This window comes from Paenarthrobacter nitroguajacolicus, assembly GCF_031455195.1.
Taxonomy (GTDB): Bacteria; Actinomycetota; Actinomycetes; order Actinomycetales; family Micrococcaceae; genus Arthrobacter; species Arthrobacter nitroguajacolicus_D.
On the sequence record NZ_JAVDSH010000003.1, the window covers coordinates 353,171 to 370,553 of the forward strand.

Here is a 17,383-nt window from a genome sequence, read left to right on the forward strand (position 1 = left end):
CGCCTAGGATGCTGGAATGAGCGATTCAACGACGAACCCCTCCGACATCCTGGCCCTCGACTCACTCCTGACTGCGGACGAGTTGGCCTTCCGCGAGAAAGTGCGGGACTACACAGCGCAGCGGATCAGGCCGAACATCGCCCGTTGGTACGAGGACGCTGTTTTTCCCAGGGAAATTGCCCCTGAACTGGGTGAGCTCGGGGTGTTGGGCATGCACTTGGAAGGGTATGGATGCCCCGGCCGAACGGCGGTCGAATATGGTCTGGCTGCTATGGAACTGGAGGCCGGTGATTCAGGGATCCGCACCTTTGTCTCGGTGCAGGGCTCCCTGGCCATGACGGCCATCCATAAGTGGGGTTCCGAGGAGCAGAAAGAGCGATGGCTTCCACGGATGGCGGCCGGCGAGCTGATCGGCTGCTTCGCCCTGACGGAGCCGACGGCGGGTTCGGACCCGTCGTCCATGACCACGTTTGCCCGACGGACCGCCGACGGTTGGGTCCTGGACGGTGCCAAGCGTTGGATCGGCCTCGCCTCGATCGCCGACGTCATGGTGGTGTGGGCCAACACTGAGGACGGCATCCGGGGTTTCCTGGTCCCGGCGGGAACCCCCGGGGTGAACGCGACGCCGATCGAACCCAAGCTTTCCATGCGCGCCTCGATCCAGTGCGATGTGACGTTCGAGGGCGTGGGGCTGGGGCCGGACGCGATCCTCCCCGGTGCAGCGGGGTTGAGGGGGCCCTTCACTTGCCTGAATGAGGCCCGTTACGGAATCGCGTGGGGCGCGATGGGTGCAGCGCGCGATTCCTACGAGGCCGCCTTGGAGTATGCCGGCACCCGGCTCCAGTTCGGGCGGCCACTGGCCGGGTATCAACTGACGCAGGAAAAGCTGGTCAACATGCTGGTGGAGATCCAGAAGGGTACGCTCCTGGCCCTTCACCTGGGCCGATTGAAGGACGCGGGGCACCTGCAGCCGCAGCAAATTTCGCTCGGAAAGCTGAACAGCGTCCGGGAGGCCATCAAGGTTGCCCGTGAGGCCCGGACCATCCTCGGTGGGAACGGCGTCACGCTGGACTACTCCCCTTTGCGGCATGCCAACAACCTGGAATCCGTTCGGACCTACGAAGGCACGGACGAGGTCCACACGCTTATCCTGGGGCAGCACATCACGGGGATCGGGGCCTTTCGCGGCTAACCGTCCCGAGTTGCGGGGCCCGCTCTGCGCCTTTCCGGGCCGGAATAGCGTGCAGAACGGGCCCAACAATCGGTCATCAAGCCACTGCGGCCGGTACCTTCTTGGCGGCGTCCTTACGGATGGTGGCGCTGATGACGGCCGCCACGGTGCACATGGCTGCCGCGCCAAGCCACGCGTAGTTGTAGTGGCCGGTGGCGTCGCGAATGAACCCGGCTGCCAGCGCGGCAGCAGCGGCACCGAGCTGATGGGCAGCGAACACCCAGCCAAACACCACCGAACCGTCGGCGCCGAAGACCGAACGGCAAATCGCCGCTGTGGGAGGCACCGTGGCCACCCAGTCGAGCCCATAGACCACCACGAAGATGATCATGCTCGGCTCCACCGACGAGCCCAGCAGCAACGGCAGTACCAGCAGGCCGATCCCGCGGAATTGGTAGTACACGGCCAGCAGGACTTTGGGGTTGAAACGGTCGGTCAGCCAACCGGAGGCGATGGTTCCCACGATGTCGAAAATTCCGACGACGGCCAGCAGGCCTGCCGCCGTGGTTTCCGGCATGCCGTGATCGTGGGCCGAGGGGATGAAGTGCGTGCCGATGAGCCCGTTGGTGGTGGCCCCACAGATAGCGAACCCTGCCGCCAGCGCCCAGAAGGTTCGGACTTTGCTGGCACGCTTGAGGACCTGCAGGGCACGAACGGCCGCGTTGGCGGAGTCACCCGTCACTGACGACGCGACCACGGCGACAGTCCCGCCAGCGGGTGGCTTGTTCCCGGCGTCAGCGGCTTCCGCGTTGGGTTCTTCAGCACCATAGGGCAACACCCCGACGTCGGCCGGTGAGTTCCGCAGCCAGCGCAGCACCAGCGGAACCACGGCGAGCGCACCTGCGGCGATGAGCAGGGAAGCGCCCCGCCAGCCTGGGTTCTGGGCGAGGGCTGCAATGAACGGCAGGAAGACCAGTTGCCCGGCGGCGCTGCCCGCGGTGAGGATGCCGATGACCAAGCCACGGCTTTTGGCAAACCAGGTGTTGGCAATTGTCGCGGCGAACACCAGTGCCATGGATCCCGTGCCGAGCCCGATCAGGACGCCCCAGGTGAGCAGGATTTGCCAGGACTGGTTGACGAAGACCGTCAGTGCCGAGCCCAAACCGATGAGGCACAAGGCCAGTGAGGTGACCTTGCGGATGCCGAACCGTTCCATCAGCGCGGCGGCAAAGGGCGCAGTCAAGCCGAACAGAACCAGGTTGATGCTGACGGCCAGGGACAGCACGGTGGTTGACCAGCCGAATTCCTGCTGGAGGGGGACCATGAGCACACCTGGCGCCGCACGGAACCCTGCCGCCCCTACCAGCGCCAGGAAGGCCACGGCGGCAACGATCCAGGCGGGGTGCAGGCGTGGTCGTTTGCCTGAGGGAGCCCGTTTTATCCCGGACGAGGTTCCGGTGAGGTCGGGAGCGGTCATGCGGGAATCTCCGTTTCGAGGGCGGAAGCGTGGCTTTCGCGGGGTGCGACGGCAAGGGGAAGGGGCTGGTCGCTCCGCTTGTAGCTGTGCCAGCTGGTGTTGGCGGCGGTCAGCGCGATCCCGCAATGGGTGCAGGTATCGGCCGACGATGTTGCTTGGCCACACTCGGTGTGGATGACCCGCATGTGGGAGACCTCGTTGGGGGCGTCCAGGTGTTTTTCGGCCCAGATAATGATGGCGTTCAGGACCGGGAGCGCGTCCTCGCCCTTGGGTGTGAGGACGTATTCCTGGCGGGTACGTGTTCCATCCCGGTAGGGGCGCTGGACAAGCAGGCCGGATTCAACCAACCAGGCGAGGCGTTTGCTCAAGACATTGTCTGCCACTTCGAGTCGCTGTTTGATGGCGTCAAACCGCCCGTTTCCGAAGAAGATTTCGCGGAGGACCAGGCTTCCCCATGGGTCGCCAAGGACATCCAGGCCGCGGGCAAGGCTGCACGTTCGGGCGGACCAGTCAGATCGCAAGGGCATGAGCACCAAGGTAGCTGACTTCTCTAAAGAAAGCCAGAGTTCGCACTGCACGACACACCCCCGCCGGTTTGCCGCGGTTTCATCATCGGTTCACTTGGGCTGCCTAGGCTGGCCGGGACAACCCTGACCATGAAAGGCGCCTTGATGTCCTCGCACTCCCCTGATTCGGTGAAACGTTCAACCGATGGTTCTACAGGCCTGTCCCGCCGCGGCTTCCTCGGCACCGCCGCCGCAGCCACGGCCCTGGCCGCGACCGGATCCCTGCTGCCTCCTTCCGTTCAGGCGGCGATGGCCAAACCCGTTCCGCCAGGAAACCTCCAGTCCATCAAGCACGTGATCGTGCTGATGCAGGAAAACCGTTCCTTCGATCATTACTTCGGCTCGCTTCGCGGCGTCCGCGGTTATGCCGACACGTCCGTCACCCGCCTGCCCAACGGTAAGTCCGTGTTCGAGCAGCCCCGCGCCACAGGCGAGACGGTGTTGCCCTTCTCCCTCCGCAAGGCCGCCGAACTCGCCGGCAGGCCAGGCTCGGACATCCAGTACCTCGGCGACCTGGACCACTCCTTCGCCGGCACCACCACGGCCTGGAACAACGGCTGGTGTGACAAATGGATTCCCGCCAAAAGCGCCTCCACCATGACGTTCTACGAGCGCCAGGACATCCCGCTGCAGTACGAACTCGCTGACACCTTCACCATCTGCGACGCCTACCACTGCTCCGTCAACGGATCCACCAACCCCAACCGCACCTACCTTTGGAGCGGCACCACGGGCAACGAACCCGGCAGCAACAAGAGGGCCGTCACCAACGCGGCCTACGGCTACGACCACGGCGGTTACGACTGGACCACCTATCCTGAGCGCTTGGAGCGCGCCGGAATCTCATGGCGGATCTACCAGGACTGGGACAACTTCACGGACAACGCCGTGGAGTACTTCCAAACGTTCAAGGCAATCGGCAGGAAGATGTTGGCCTCCGTAGACGGCAAGCTGAGAACCACAGAAGAGTTCTATGACAGCCTTGCCGGCAAGAGCGCCGCGGAACAGGACCACCTCCTGGCCCAACTGGAGCTGGGCAGGAGCACGCTGACCAACGCCGAAAGGTCGCTGTTCGACAAAGCCATGTGGCGTGGCCGCCCGGACACCCTCCTGGCACGCCTTAGCAAGGACATCACCGATGGCACCTTGCCGCAGGTCAGCTGGCTGGTCCCGTCGGCGGCGGATTCCGAACACCCTGGAGCTTCCACGCCAGTGGGCAGTGCGAACTTCGTTTACCGCCTGCTGGATACCATCGCCAGCGACCCCGGTACGTGGGACAGTACCGCCATCTTCCTGAACTTCGATGAGAACGATGGCTACTTCGACCACGTTCCGCCGCCCGTCCAGCCACGCCCGGCCTCCGGAGAATCCACGGACTGGACCACCGCACGGCCGATCGGGCTGGGCCCCCGCGTCCCCATGACCGTGGTCTCGCCCTGGACGATGGGCGGCGTCGTCAGTTCCGAGGTCTTCGACCACACGTCCGTACTGAGATTCCTGGAGCGCTGGACCGGTGTCGAGGAACCCAACATCTCGCCATGGCGGCGCGAGGTCTGCGGCGACCTGACCGGCGTCTTCAACTTCGATTCCCCCGGCACGCCTCCAACCCTTGACCACCCCGCCCCGGTTCCTGCCAAGATCAGCCGCTGGCGCCCGAATCCCCCTGCCGTCCAGGTAGCTCCGATCCAGGAAATGGGCACCCGGCCTGCCCGGCCGCTGCCGTATCAGCCGCGGGTTTCCGCCACGGTCAAGCAAGGGAAGATCAACCTGGCACTGGGCAACAGCGGGTCGCGCTCCACCCACTTCACTGTCTACGGCTACGCGGGCGAAGTTTCCGAACCCCTGCACGCGGACGTCACGGGCAGCCGGACAGTGGAACTCCCCGTGGCCACAGGAATCTTCGACGTCGTCGTCACCGGGCCCAACAGGTACCAGTACGAACTGAAAGGCACGACGGCGGGCGTCGCGTCGGGCGTCGACGTCGCCGTCACGGGGCGCCGCGGCAAGAAAGCCGTGGAACTCGAAGTGCGCAACGCGGGCACTGCGACGGTGACGGTATCGCTGGAGTCCCTGCAGTACTCAGCCGGGAAGGAAACGGTGAAGCTCAAGCCGGGTCAGAGCAGGAAGATCGGCTGGGACACTGCGAACGGCTGGTACGACCTCCAGGTCACCTCAACTGAGGATGGGTCTTTCAGGCGTCGCCTGACCGGCCGTGAGGAAGACGGGCAGGAGGGCATCTCCGGCTAGCGGGCACCCCCCCATTCCCGCTCTTGTCCGTCACATCCGCCATAGGAGGGTGGGTGTGACGGACTAGAGCCGGCGGTGTTAGCCGATCTTGGCGAAAGCCTGCTCAAGGTCAGCAATCAGGTCCTCTGCGTCCTCGATGCCGCAGGACAGGCGCAGGAGGTTCACGGGCACGGCCAGTTCGGTGCCCTTGACCGAGGCGTGGGTCATTTCCGAGGGGTAGTTCATGAGTGACTCGATGCCGCCCAACGACTCGGCGAGGGTGAACACTGTGGTGTTCTCCGCAACGGTCCGCGCTGCTGCTTCGCCGCCCTTGAACTGCACGGACACCATGCCGCCGAAGCTCTTCATCTGCTTCGCCGCGAGATCATGGCCGGGGTGGTCCGGGAGGCCCGGGTACAGCACGGCTTCAACTTCGGGACGCTGCAGCAGCCATTCGGCCACGGCTTGGCCATTCTCGCTGTGGCGATCCATGCGGACGCCCAGGGTCTTCAAGCCACGGGTTGTCAGGAACGCATCCATGGGACCGGAAACGGCGCCCACGGCGAACTGGATAAAGCCGATCTTTTCGGCCAGCCCTGCATCCTTGACCACAAGGGCCCCACCCACGACGTCGGAGTGCCCGCCGATGTACTTGGTGGTTGAGTGGACCACGACGTCGGCACCCAAGGCGAGCGGGGTCTGCAAGTAGGGAGACGCGAAGGTGTTGTCCACCACCAGGAGGGCCCCGGCGTCGTGCGCTACAGCGGCGAGCGCCTCGATGTCGGTGATTTTCATCATCGGGTTCGACGGCGTCTCCACCCACACGATCCGGGTCTTGTTGGCAGCGACCGCAGTGGCGACGGCGTCGAGGTCGGACATGTCCACGGGAGTGTTCCCAATGCCCCAGTCACCCAGTACGCGGTTGATGAGCCGGTAGGTGCCACCGTAAGCGTCGTTGCCGAGCACGATGTGGTCGCCCGGGCGGGCGATGGCGCGGATCAGCGAGTCTTCGGCGGCGAGCCCCGAACCGAAGGAAAACGCGGCAGATCCACCTTCAAGGGCGGCCAGCTGTTCCTGCAGCGCATCACGTGTGGGGTTGCCACCGCGGCCGTATTCGTAGCCGGACCGCAGGTTGCCGATGCCATCCTGTGCGTAGGTGGTGCTGAAATGCAGCGGCGGAACAACTGCCCCGGTCCGGGGCTCGAAAGCCTGTCCCGCATGAACGGCTCGCGTGTTGAATCCGGCGTTGTTGTTGGCAGTCATGGAAGCACCTCTTTGTTTCTTGAAGGTTTGTTCGTTCAGCGGGTGGTCAGGCGCACGATTAGTTGCTCAGGTACGCCAAAAGGTCGTGACGGGTCAGGATGCCCACCGGGGCCCCCGCGAAGGTCACCATGACCGTATCGACGTCGGACAGCAGCTCACGGGCCGCGGAAATGGTTTCCAGCGAGCCAATCACGGGGAGGCGGTCGCCCATGTGTTCGGAGATCTTGTCCGCTAGCTTGGCTTCGCCACGGAACAGCTTGCTGGTGAGGCTGCGTTCGTCCACGGCCCCCAGGACCTCGCCCATGACCACAGGCGGTTCCTGTGAGAGGACCGGGATGTGGGAGACACCAAACTCGTTCATGATGTTGATGACGTCGCGGACGGTTTCGTTCGGGTGGATATGCACCAGGTCCGGCATCTCGCCGGTCTTGGACTTCAGGACTTCGCCCACTGACGCTTCCTCACCGCCGGAAAGGAAGCCGTAGGAACGCATCCATTGGTCGTTGAAGATCTTGGCAAGGTAACCCCGTCCGGAATCCGGGAGGATCACCACAACCACGGCCGATTCGTCCAGGTCCTTGGCCGCCTGCAGGGCAGCCACCACGGCCATGCCGGACGAGCCGCCCACCAGGAGGCCCTCTTCGCGGGCCAGGCGGCGGGTCATGGCGAAGGAGTCGGCATCGGAAACGGCAATGACCTCGTCCGGGACGGCGGGGTCGTAGTTGGCGGGCCACATGTCCTCGCCAACACCCTCCACGAAGTAGGGACGGCCGGTGCCGCCGGAGTAGACCGAACCTTCCGGGTCTGCCCCAATGACCTTGACCGGGCCGCCGTCGCCCTCTGCCCGGCCTGCCGAGACCTCCTTCAGGAACCGGCCGGTGCCCGTGATGGTGCCGCCGGTTCCGGCGCCGATAACCACGTGTGTGACTTTGCCGTCGGTGTCGTTCCAGATCTCCGGGCCGGTGGATTCGAAGTGGCTGCCGGGGGCTGCCGGGTTGGAGAACTGGTCCGGTTTGAAGGCGCCGGGGATTTCCTTGACCAGGCGGTCGGACACGCCGTAGTAGCTCTGCGGGCTTTCGGGAGCAACGGCCGTTGGCGTCACCACAACGTCAGCGCCATATGCCTTCAGGACGGCGCGCTTGTCCTCGCCCACCTTGTCCGGCACCACGAAGATGCACTTGTAGCCCTTTTGCTGGGCCACGAGCGCCAAGCCCACTCCCGTGTTGCCCGACGTCGGCTCAACGATGGTTCCGCCCGGCTTGAGCCGGCCGTCCTTCTCGGCCTCTTCGATCATCTTCACGGCGATCCGGTCCTTGATGGATCCACCGGGATTGACGTATTCGAGCTTGACCAGGACGGTTGCTTTGATTCCGTCGGTGACGTGGTTGAGCTTGATGAGCGGCGTATTGCCGATGAGGTCCAACACGGACTGGGCATACTTCATAGGTACAAAGCTACCGCTTGCCCGCGCCCGCCCCCGCCTCGGCCAGGTGAGGCAGCCGCAGCCGGCCTAGCTGCCCGCGCCCGGATCCGTTTGCCAGACACCCATGATGTTCCCTTCGGTGTCCTTGAAGTAGGCGTACCAGCCCATGGTGGGAACCGCGTCCTTCGCTTGAACCACACTGCCTCCGGCCGACTCCACCTGCGCCAGGGCCGCATCGACGTCGTCCACGTCGATGGTCAGGATAGGCGTCCTCAGTGCATCCGTCCGTGGGAACAGGGCACCGTTGATGGCTCCCGGCTCTTTGGGGGCACCTGTCTTTTCGTCGGATGGGGCGGTGATGGCGATGGTGTAGTCCATCCCCTGCATGGGGGTAAGGTTCCAGCCGAAAGCACTCTGGTAAAAGGTGTTTGCCCGTTCTTTGTCATCCGTCGGGATCTCGAAATGCACTATTGCGGCCATGGTTTGGCGCTCCTTGTTCCTGGAAGTGTTTCCTGGGATGCGGCGCGGCCCACCCGTGCCACATCAGGGAGTCTAGACCCGGGTGGCTGCTGCCGTAAGGGGCTTTTGATGGGATTGTCAGCCGGGCATGGGACCATGAAAACATGACCATCGCAGACGCCCCGCCACGTGTTGCGGCCGCGGCAGATGCAGCCATCAGGTGGCATCCCGGACGTTCCTTCCGCTTGGATCAGACCATGTTCCCCCTCATGCGGGGTAACGCCGATCCGTCCTTCGCGGCGCACTCTTCCGGATATTGGATGGCGTTCACGGCCGCTTCGGGACCGGTCACGCTGCGTCTCTCGGGAGGCGGTTTGGGGGCCGGGTCCTTCGTGGACGCCCAGGCGTGGGGGCCTGGCGCCGGGGAGGCCGTGGCCGGGGTGCCCAGGCTGCTCGGCGCCGGCGACGACTGGTCCGGTTTCGACGAACCTGCCTTCCATGCCACGCTTCCCCGCCTGGTCACAGAATCACGACGCCGGAACCTGGCTGTGCGGCTTCCCTCCACCGGGCGGGTGGTTGACACACTGGTGCCCACGATCCTGGAGCAGAAAGTCACCACACTGGAGGCTCGGCGCGGGTACCGGTACCTGATGTACAGGTATGGAACGGCAGCGCCAGGCATGGCCCCCGCTGGGCTCCTGGTTCCCCCCACCGCCCGCCAGTGGTTGGCGATCCCATCCTGGGAGTGGCACAAGGCCGGAGTTGGGCCACAGCGCTCGGCAACAGTCATGCGGGCGCTGCAGTCCGCCGTCGCGCTTGAACGGCTCGCCCAACTGGACTCAACGGAAGCCGGCGCCAAGCTGCAGACCATCCCGGGCATCGGGATCTGGACCGCCGCTGAAGTGGTTCAACGGACCCACGGTTGCCCCGACTCGATCTCCGTGGGCGACTATCACCTGGCTTCCTACGTGGGGTACGCGCTGACAGGCCGGAAAACCGACGACGCCGGCATGATCGAGCTCCTGAAACCCTGGCAAGGGCAGCGGCAACGAGTGGTCCGGATGCTGTACCTGAGTGGCTTCCGCAAACCCACGTTCGGACCCCGGATGACCGTGCAGGATCACCGCCACCACTAAAGGTGGAGGCGGGAGACCGCCTCTTGGCGCATGTCCACTTTCCGTACCTTGCCGGACACCGTCATGGGGAAGCTCTCTCGGACATCCACGTAGCGCGGGATCTTGTAGTGGGCCAGTTTGCCCCGGCAGTACTCGGCCAGGTCCGCGGCCGTCAGTGGACCGGCTCCGGGTTTGAGGATGATGCAGGCCATGAGCTCCTCGCCGTACTTTTCGTCGGGAACGCCGATCACCTGCACATCCTGGATGGACGGGTGCAAGTAGAGGAACTCCTCGATCTCGCGTGGGTAGATGTTCTCACCGCCGCGGATCACCATGTCCTTGATCCGCCCCTCGATCACGAGGTAGCCGTCCTGGTCCATGCGGGCAAGGTCGCCGGTGTGCATCCAACCCTTGGCGTCGATAGCCTCCGCGGTCTTGTCCGGCTGGCCCCAGTATCCCTGCATCACCGCGTAGCCCCTGGTGCAGAGCTCACCAATCACTCCGCGCTCCACCACCTCACCGGACCCCGGGTCGACGATCCGGCTCTCCAGGTGAGGCATGGTCCGGCCCACGGTGCTGGTCCGCTGCTCCAAAGTATCTCCGGCCCGCGTCATGGTGGACACGGGCGAGGTCTCCGTCATGCCGTAGCAAATGGCCACATCCACCATGTGCATCTCGTCGATGACCCGGCGCATGACCTCAATGGGACACAGGGATCCAGCCATGACCCCGGTCCTCAGTGTGGAGAGGTCGTAGGAGCCGAAGTCCTCCAGCGCGAGCTCCGCGATGAACATGGTTGGCACTCCATACAACGAGGTCCCGCCAAAATCCTGCACAGCTTCCAGCGCCGCGGAGGGATTGAAACCGCGGCCCGGAATGATGGTGGCTGCCCCGAAACTGAGCGCGTTGAGGTTGCCGATCACCATCCCGAAGCAGTGGTAGAACGGCACCGGAATCACCACGCGGTCATGCTCGGTGTACTTCAAGAGCCGCCCGATCGAATTCCCGTTGTTCAGGATATTGTGGTGCGTCAGCGTGGCACCCTTCGGGAAGCCCGTAGTACCCGACGTGTACTGCAGATTGATGGGATCGTGCGGATCGAGTTCTGCCATGCGGTCGCGTACCGCTGAAGGCCCGACGCCGTCAGCACGGGTCAGCAGCTCGGCGTAAGAAACTTCGTGGCCCGCTTCGGGGACGCCGGCTGTGAGTCCGTTCGCCGGGTCGCCTGGGAGGAACACCACCTCGCGAAGCTCGGGACAGGAGACAGCCGCAGCACGCGACATGCCGACGTAGTCGCTGTTTTTGTCCGACGGGGCAGTCACCAGCATCCGCGTGCCGTTCTGCTTCACCACGAACTCCAGCTCGTGGCTGCGGTAGGCAGGATTCACATTGACCAGCACCGCGCCGATCTTCGCGGTGGCGTATTGCAGGATGGTCCACTCGGCGCAGTTGGGACTCCAGATACCCACCCTTTCGCCCTTGACCACGCCCATCGCCAGCAGCGCGCGGGCGAGGCGATCGACGTCGTCGTTCAGCTTTTGGTAACTCCAGCGGCGGGCGTCCCCTCCAGGGGTTGCTGCCGCCTCGATGAGGGCGTCCCGGAGGGGAAACCGGGCGGCGGTGCGCTCAAAATTGGCGCCAATGGTCTCTTCGAGCAGCGGGACGTCAGTGTCTCCGGCGGTGTAGGACAACATGACGGAACGCTACCAAGGGACGGCGCGCAACAGAACCGTAACCACCTCCAGCGCCGCCGTGTCCTGCCGGTAGGGTTGGAAGCATGAGTGCACCCATTGACCTGCAGGCCACGTTTATCCCCAACGAGGGCGAGTTCTTCCGCGTGAAGCTCGCTTTGGAAATCGCGATCGATGAGGTCGTCAACGAACCCGGCTGCATCCGTTACGAACTGACGGAAGCCACCGAAGAAAAGCTGGTCCTCACGGAGCGCTGGGAATCCGAGGAACTCCTCGAGAAGCACTCCAAGGGCATCGCCGTGCAGGACCTCAACGAGTCCCTGAGCGCTTTGCTTGCTGAACCCGTCAAGCTCGACCGGCTCTAAGAAATAGCCAGGGCTGCGAGAACGCCTTAAAGCATCGAGGTCGCCGGAATTTTCCGGCGACCTCGATGCGTTTCCGGCGAATTCACCGGAGGGATTTAGCTTTCCTGAGCCTCGGCGCGGGCCTTGGCGACGTGGGCGTGGACTTCTTCCATGTCCAGGCCTTTAACAGCCTCAATGACCTGTTCAAGCTGGGGGCCGTTGAGGGCGCCGGGCTGGGAGAACACTAGGACCTTCTCGCGGAAGGCCATGAGCGTGGGGATGGAGGTGATTCCGGCTTCGGCAGCGAGCTGCTGCTCGGCCTCCGTGTCCACTTTGGCGAAGACTACGTCGGAGTGCTTTTCCGATGCCGCTCCGTAGGTGGGAGCAAACTGGCGGCATGGGCCGCACCAGGCAGCCCAGAAATCCACCAGGACAATATCGTTGTCCTCGATGGTCGATGCGAACTGTTCTCCAGTGATGTCAACTGTAGCCATGGTTCCACGGTACGCGACCCTGGCTGCTAAGTCCCGCGGAGCGGGCCCCTGTTCGCTCCCCGCGTCACCGGGAATAAAGCCCTCAATCCCCTACTTACCCAGCACGTACCTCAGCGCAGATGCGTAGAGTGGCGCCACTTTGTTGTGGCCGGTCTGGTTCATGTGGGCACCATCAAGGTAGTCGCCGGCGGCCCCCGCGATGGTTGCGGTGCCGGACATTGAGATGCGCGGCCAGCCCCGAAGTGCCGCTTCGCGGGTCACGAGGCCGTCCACCCAGCGCCGTTGGGCGTGGCTGGCGTCATACCGTGAGAGAACCCCATTGATGAGGATGGTGCTGCGCGGGTATTTCCGGCGAAGTTCATCCCAGAGCCTGTTGGCCTGGGACAGGATGGCCGCGTCGGTGGCACCGATCCTGGCGTCGTTGCCGCCAAGGGTTACCACCACCAGGCCGGGATTTCCCTGCGGCAGGAGAATACGGTCCTGTGCCAAGGCGTCAGTTGCGGAGCCACCACCGACGGCGGGACTTCCCGAAACGTAGCCGATCCCGCCGATGCTGCGGACTACTTGGCGCGGGTAGCCGGCCGCCCGCGCACCCTGCTCGCCCCAGGAATCCAGGTCCAGCTGCGAGTCACCCAGGAAGACCACCGTGGAAGCATCCACCGCTTCGGCAGAGTAGAGCTCCCCCGTGGTGTCGTTCCAGATTGTTTCCAGTTTCTGGAAAGCTACATGGGTTCCCCGGCTGTCCGCCCAGGTGTCGCGCACGGGCCAGCCGAAGTCGCCTGGATTGATGGACCACACCTTGTACGTGGGGTGGCCCACGATCCGGGTACCGGTGGAAGGTCCCCAGACCAGCCAGCCATTGGCGAACTGCTGAACGAGTCCTCCCGCGCGCGGAAGTTTGTCCGTCAGCGGCAGTCCCATCTGGCCTGCCGCTCCGCCCAGCGAGTTGTAGCGGTTGTGGACGTCCCCGTGGGTGGTCGAGTGCGCCCCCGTTGCCGCTGACCAGTAGACCGTGCCGCCTTGGAAGAGCTGGTAGACGAAGTTGTTTTGCCGCACTTCCTCGCCCACTGGATACCCAAGCGCGCCGTTCTGGCCGCCCGTGGCCGACCAGTAGGTTCGGATGGCCCCGGTCAAAGCCCGCGCACCGGTGGAGGGGGACCACACTATGGTTCCGCGCTGGTATTGCTGGGACGAACCACCATTCTTCAGGCCCAGGGCTTCGTCCGTGGCGGGGTAGCCCAGTTCGCCTTCCTCCATTCCGGATTGCCGCCAGCGCGCACGAATGGCTCCCATGGAAGGGTGGGCCCCGGTGGCCGGCGACCACACCACAAACCCGCGCTCAAAAGCCTGCCAGGCACCGCCGTCGCGCAGACCCGTGCTTTCCCCGGTCACCGGGTAGCCCAGGAAACCGGCTTCGAATCCGGCGCGTCCCCATGCCAGGTGAATCGATCCGCTGGTCCGCTGGGCGCCCGTTGCCGGTGAGTACGTGATGACACCACGTTCAAACGCTTGCTTGGAGCCGCCGTTGCGCAGGCCGCTGATGGTATCTGTTGTGGGATAGCCGTGGAATCCGGAAGGGGCGCCCGCATCCCACCACGCCGTGCGGACGGGTCCGTTGACCACAACCTTCGCTCCCGTGCGGGCCGACCAGGCGATGTCGCCGCCCGCGAACCGCTGCACGCAGCCGCTGGTGCTTCCGCTTCCGGAGCATTCCTCGGCATTGGTGGGGCGGAGGAGCACGCTGCGTGCCCACGCGCTGGTGTTGTAAAGGTTGCCGATGGCGCCTGTGAGGGCAGGCGTCGAGGTCTCCGATGGGACGGTCAGCGAAGCCCGGGAAGCAGCGGCTTGGGCAGGAAGCGCCGCATCGGGCACCAAGGAAACCACCAGCAGCAGTGCCACCAAACCTGGAATCCAACGCCGAGCCCGCCCCGCCGTCGTCTTTTTCAAACCCACCTCGCCCATTCCCAACTACTGCCCCCATCACAACACTGAGGCAAGTATCTTCGACGCCGGCCCTCCCACCACGAATGACCCAGCCACTGGTGCCACATTGTTATATCCCGGCCTCCTGATTCGCGTTGAACAAGTGTTTAGCGTATGAAACATGCGTTCAAGCGCAGACGATTTAACCACCAGGGCACGCATCCGGGACGCCGCCATCGGTCTCTTCGGCCGCGACGGATTCTCCCGTGCCACAGTCCGGGCAGTGGCCTCCCTCGCCGGCGTCAGTCCGGGCCTGGTCATCCATCATTACGGCAGCAAAGCAGGCCTTCGTGAGGCATGCGACCAGCACGTCCTGGCCCAGACGGCCACCCAGGGCCGGGAAAAAGCGGACCCGGGTTCCACCGGCAGGCTTATCCAGGACTACTTGAACAACCCCGATCAGTACACGGAGGAAATCGCCTACATCCGGCGCAGCCTGGGCGATGAATCCGACGCCGGAGATGCCTTCTTCGACGCTGTGGTGAACCAGTGCCAGGACATCATCCACGCCGGCATCGAAGCAGGCACGATCCGGAAATTCGACGACATCCGCTCCATCGCGGTGGTCATCGCCTCCAACAGCCTCTCGATCCTCATGCTGGGCCGGCACCTCTCGCGGACCCTGGGAGATCCGGCCCCGGAGCCCAACGGCATCGGCCCCGATCTCCTGCGGCAACTCACCCTGCCTCTTCTTGAGATCTATACGCATGGCTTCTATTCGGACGCGCGGTTCCTGCACGCAGCCCGCGAAGCCCTGGAAGGAAACAACACCAACAACGGAAGGGAGCATGCCCCGTGACCCAGGCAATCGTCGTCAAGGGGTTACGCAAGAAGTTCGGTCAACGCGAGGTTCTGCACGGGCTGGATTTTGCGGTGGAACCCGGTACTGTCTTCGGGGTGATCGGGCCGAACGGCGCCGGAAAGACCACCACCATGCGCTGCCTGCTGGACATCATCCGGCCCAGTGGCGGTTCCATCTCCGTCCTGGGAGAGGATCCGAGGCAGGGCGGCACAGCACTGCGCAGGAGGATCGGCTATCTGCCCGGTGAACTGCATTTGGAGAACCGCACCACAGGCCGCCGCATGCTGGAGCATTTTGCTGCCATCAGCGGCCCGGTGGATGAACGCCACGTCAACGATCTCGCGGACCGCCTTCAGTTGGACCTGGACCGGCAGACCCGAAAGCTATCGAAGGGAAACAAGCAAAAGCTGGGCCTCCTGCAGGCCTTCATGCACAAGCCTGAGCTCTTGGTCCTGGACGAACCCACCAGCGGGCTTGACCCCTTGGTCCAGCAGGTCTTCCATGCCATGGTCCGCGAGGCCGTGGACGGCGGCGCAACCGTGTTCCTCAGCTCGCATGTCCTGAGCGAAGTCCAACAGGCCGCGGACGCCGTAGCCATCCTCCGCGACGGCGACATCGTCACCGTTTCCACTGTGGAGGCCCTGCGGACTGCGGCGGTCAGGCAACTGCGGTTCAACAGCATCGGAACAAAAGCGCACGACGTCGGCGCGCTGCTGGCCCGGGTGCCGGGCGTCGCCAAGGTCGCCGTGCGGGAACTGCCCGCAGACGGCCACGCGAGCGGAACAGTGGAGGCCACTGCCACCTTGTCCGGCCATATCCAGCCCTTGGTCCAGGAACTGGCGCGGCTGCACCTGACAGAACTGGTCTTGGAAGAACCCGACCTGGAAGAAGCCGTCCTGACGCTCTACACGGGTGGCGAAGCTCCGCCCAGCACAGGAAATACCCAGAGAGCCACCCAGCAACCGGAAGGAGCCCACCGTGCCTAGGCCACTGCCACTCTTCACCAAAGCACTGACTGATTCGTGGCGCTCCACCGTGGCATGGGCGCTGGGGCTCACGGGCGCGATCATGCTGTATCTGCCGCTGTATCCGTCCATCGGAGGCAGCGCCCAGATGCAGCAAATGATTGATGCCCTGCCTCAAGGCATGACCAAAGCCCTGAATTACGATCAGATCGCAACCGGCCCCGGCTACACCCAGGCCACCCTTTTCGGACTCATCGGCTTCCTGCTGATGTCCATGGCCTCTATCGGTTGGGGCGCGGCGGCGGTGGGAGGCGACGAGGAATCCGGGCTTTTGGAACTCACGCTCGCCCACAGCGTCACCCGCGTGCAGGTGGTCCTTGAGCGGGCGTTGGCCATTCTGGTCCGCATTGCACTGCTCACCACGTTGGTCTTCGTGCTGGTGCTGGTACTGAACGGACCCGCAAAACTTGAGATCGACGTCGGGCATCTTTTCGGTGCCGTGCTGCTGTTCGCCGCCTTGGCCCTTCTGAGCGGTACGGCCGCACTGTGTGCCGGAGCCCTCACGGGACGGAAGGTATATGGAGTAGCTGCGGGTGCTGCTGTTGCGGTCCTCGGCTACGTATTCAACGCGGTAGGACGGCAGAGCCCTGATGTGGAGTGGCTGCTGAACCTTTCGCCGTATCACTGGGCGTACGGCAATTCACCCGTGACCAACGGGGCTGACTGGGGCGCTGTGACAGGGTTGCTGTGCATATCGGCGGCGCTGATTGCGCTGGGGACTTTGGCCTTGCAGCAGCGCGACGTTGGTGTTTAGCTCCAGACGTGCGGGGCAGGGCGACGTGCGCCCGGGAGTGCGTTGTTCTCACGCCACTCATGGATCCACTCCGGCAGTTCAAGGTCCGCCGGCGGCGCACCGAACTCAGCGATGATCTCGTCCTGCGTCACCGGCTTGCCCTTGGACACCAAGCGGGTGGCGATGTGGGCGCGGGCGTAGATTTCGCCGTCCACCACCATGCGCTGTTCGAAATAGATGGCCTTGGTGTCCAAGCCGATGATGCGGGTTTCGATGGTGTAGCGCTGCCAGAGCTGCAGGGACTTGCGGAAGGCAATGGTTTCTCCCGCAGCCACCGGGCTCCACCCCTTTTTGCGCATCTTGTTCCAGATGCCGCTGCGGACCATGAGGTCAAAACGTCCAAGGTCCATCAGTGAGAAGTACATGCCGTTGTTGACGTGCATGGCGATGTCGATGTCCGTGGGCAGGACCCTCAGGGGCAATGACGACTCCTCCCACACGCCCAACGGCGTGCGCTTGGATGAGGTGAACAGCAGCATGAGGGTACGAAGAAGCAGATGCATGACCCCATGTTACCCATCAGTAACTTTGCGGGGAAGGCGTCGCCGCAG

General features: G+C 64.2%; 16 protein-coding genes. 7 read left to right on the forward strand and 9 right to left on the reverse strand.

All coding sequences use genetic code 11. From position 1 onward, the window contains the following. Positions 1–16 precede the first annotated feature (16 nt). Positions 17–1,192 carry an acyl-CoA dehydrogenase family protein gene (locus J2Y68_RS09065; RefSeq protein WP_309992370.1) on the forward strand — a complete coding sequence of 392 codons (1,176 nt, stop codon included), beginning with the start codon at positions 17–19 and terminating at the stop codon, positions 1,190–1,192. Between the two features lie 76 nt (positions 1,193–1,268). Here the strand turns inward: J2Y68_RS09065 and J2Y68_RS09070 are convergent, their stop codons facing one another. Both J2Y68_RS09070 and J2Y68_RS09075 read right to left on the reverse strand, forming a co-directional pair. Continuing rightward, on the reverse strand, positions 1,269–2,648 hold the full coding sequence (locus tag J2Y68_RS09070; RefSeq protein ID WP_309992373.1) for an MFS transporter: 1,380 nt from the start codon (positions 2,646–2,648) through the stop codon (positions 1,269–1,271). Beyond that, positions 2,645–3,175, reverse strand: a complete 531-nt coding sequence (locus J2Y68_RS09075; RefSeq protein WP_309992376.1) for a winged helix-turn-helix transcriptional regulator — start codon at positions 3,173–3,175, stop codon at positions 2,645–2,647. Before J2Y68_RS09075 ends, J2Y68_RS09070 begins: the two co-directional genes overlap by 4 nt. Before the next feature lie 168 nt (positions 3,176–3,343). On the opposite strand from J2Y68_RS09075, the gene J2Y68_RS09080 reads away from it, so the two are divergent. Then, positions 3,344–5,461 (forward strand): phosphocholine-specific phospholipase C, encoded by a 2,118-nt coding sequence (locus tag J2Y68_RS09080; RefSeq protein ID WP_309992377.1) that lies wholly within the window; start codon positions 3,344–3,346, stop codon positions 5,459–5,461. A 78-nt stretch (positions 5,462–5,539) separates the two neighbouring features. Here the strand turns inward: J2Y68_RS09080 and J2Y68_RS09085 are convergent, their stop codons facing one another. From J2Y68_RS09085 to J2Y68_RS09095, 3 genes are all read right to left on the reverse strand, one after another. Further along, positions 5,540–6,703: a cystathionine gamma-synthase gene (locus J2Y68_RS09085; protein ID WP_309992379.1), complete on the reverse strand. Its 1,164-nt coding sequence runs from the start codon at positions 6,701–6,703 to the stop codon at positions 5,540–5,542. A 58-nt stretch (positions 6,704–6,761) separates the two neighbouring features. Next, positions 6,762–8,147, reverse strand: a complete 1,386-nt coding sequence (locus J2Y68_RS09090) for a cystathionine beta-synthase (protein ID WP_309992382.1) — start codon at positions 8,145–8,147, stop codon at positions 6,762–6,764. A 66-nt stretch (positions 8,148–8,213) separates the two neighbouring features. Beyond that, positions 8,214–8,606 carry a VOC family protein gene (locus J2Y68_RS09095; RefSeq protein WP_309992383.1) on the reverse strand — a complete coding sequence of 131 codons (393 nt, stop codon included), beginning with the start codon at positions 8,604–8,606 and terminating at the stop codon, positions 8,214–8,216. 143 nt (positions 8,607–8,749) lie between these two features. Between J2Y68_RS09095 and J2Y68_RS09100 the strand changes: the two genes are divergently transcribed. Next, entirely contained in the window at positions 8,750–9,721 is a 972-nt protein-coding gene (locus tag J2Y68_RS09100) for a DNA-3-methyladenine glycosylase family protein (RefSeq protein ID WP_309992386.1), read from the forward strand. On the opposite strand, the gene J2Y68_RS09105 is transcribed toward J2Y68_RS09100, so the two are convergent. Then, positions 9,718–11,394 carry an AMP-binding protein gene (locus J2Y68_RS09105; RefSeq protein WP_309992388.1) on the reverse strand — a complete coding sequence of 559 codons (1,677 nt, stop codon included), beginning with the start codon at positions 11,392–11,394 and terminating at the stop codon, positions 9,718–9,720. The genes J2Y68_RS09100 and J2Y68_RS09105 overlap by 4 nt on opposite strands. Before the next feature lie 83 nt (positions 11,395–11,477). Here J2Y68_RS09105 and J2Y68_RS09110 point away from each other — a divergent pair, with 83 nt between their 5' ends. Next, positions 11,478–11,756, forward strand: coding sequence for a putative quinol monooxygenase (locus tag J2Y68_RS09110; protein ID WP_211712056.1), 279 nt, complete (start codon positions 11,478–11,480; stop codon positions 11,754–11,756). Positions 11,757–11,851: 95 nt separating this feature from the next. Here the strand turns inward: J2Y68_RS09110 and J2Y68_RS09115 are convergent, their stop codons facing one another. Continuing rightward, positions 11,852–12,229: a thioredoxin family protein gene (locus J2Y68_RS09115; RefSeq protein ID WP_309992391.1), complete on the reverse strand. Its 378-nt coding sequence runs from the start codon at positions 12,227–12,229 to the stop codon at positions 11,852–11,854. 90 nt (positions 12,230–12,319) lie between these two features. Further along, entirely contained in the window at positions 12,320–14,191 is a 1,872-nt protein-coding gene (locus J2Y68_RS09120; protein ID WP_309992394.1) for a GDSL-type esterase/lipase family protein, read from the reverse strand. A 142-nt stretch (positions 14,192–14,333) separates the two neighbouring features. Between J2Y68_RS09120 and J2Y68_RS09125 the strand changes: the two genes are divergently transcribed. From J2Y68_RS09125 to J2Y68_RS09135, 3 genes are read left to right on the forward strand one after another with little or no spacing between them, the layout of a single operon-like run. Beyond that, entirely contained in the window at positions 14,334–15,011 is a 678-nt protein-coding gene (locus J2Y68_RS09125; protein ID WP_309992398.1) for a TetR/AcrR family transcriptional regulator, read from the forward strand. Next, positions 15,008–16,000: an ABC transporter ATP-binding protein gene (locus J2Y68_RS09130; RefSeq protein ID WP_309992401.1), complete on the forward strand. Its 993-nt coding sequence runs from the start codon at positions 15,008–15,010 to the stop codon at positions 15,998–16,000. The genes J2Y68_RS09125 and J2Y68_RS09130 overlap by 4 nt, the downstream gene beginning before the upstream one ends. Continuing rightward, complete coding sequence (locus J2Y68_RS09135; RefSeq protein ID WP_309992404.1) at positions 15,993–16,793, forward strand: ABC transporter permease subunit; 801 nt, start codon at positions 15,993–15,995, stop codon at positions 16,791–16,793. The genes J2Y68_RS09130 and J2Y68_RS09135 overlap by 8 nt, the downstream gene beginning before the upstream one ends. Here J2Y68_RS09135 and J2Y68_RS09140 read toward each other — a convergent pair. Continuing rightward, on the reverse strand, positions 16,790–17,335 hold the full coding sequence (locus J2Y68_RS09140) for an acyl-CoA thioesterase (protein ID WP_309992407.1): 546 nt from the start codon (positions 17,333–17,335) through the stop codon (positions 16,790–16,792). The genes J2Y68_RS09135 and J2Y68_RS09140 overlap by 4 nt on opposite strands. Positions 17,336–17,383: the final 48 nt, after the last annotated feature.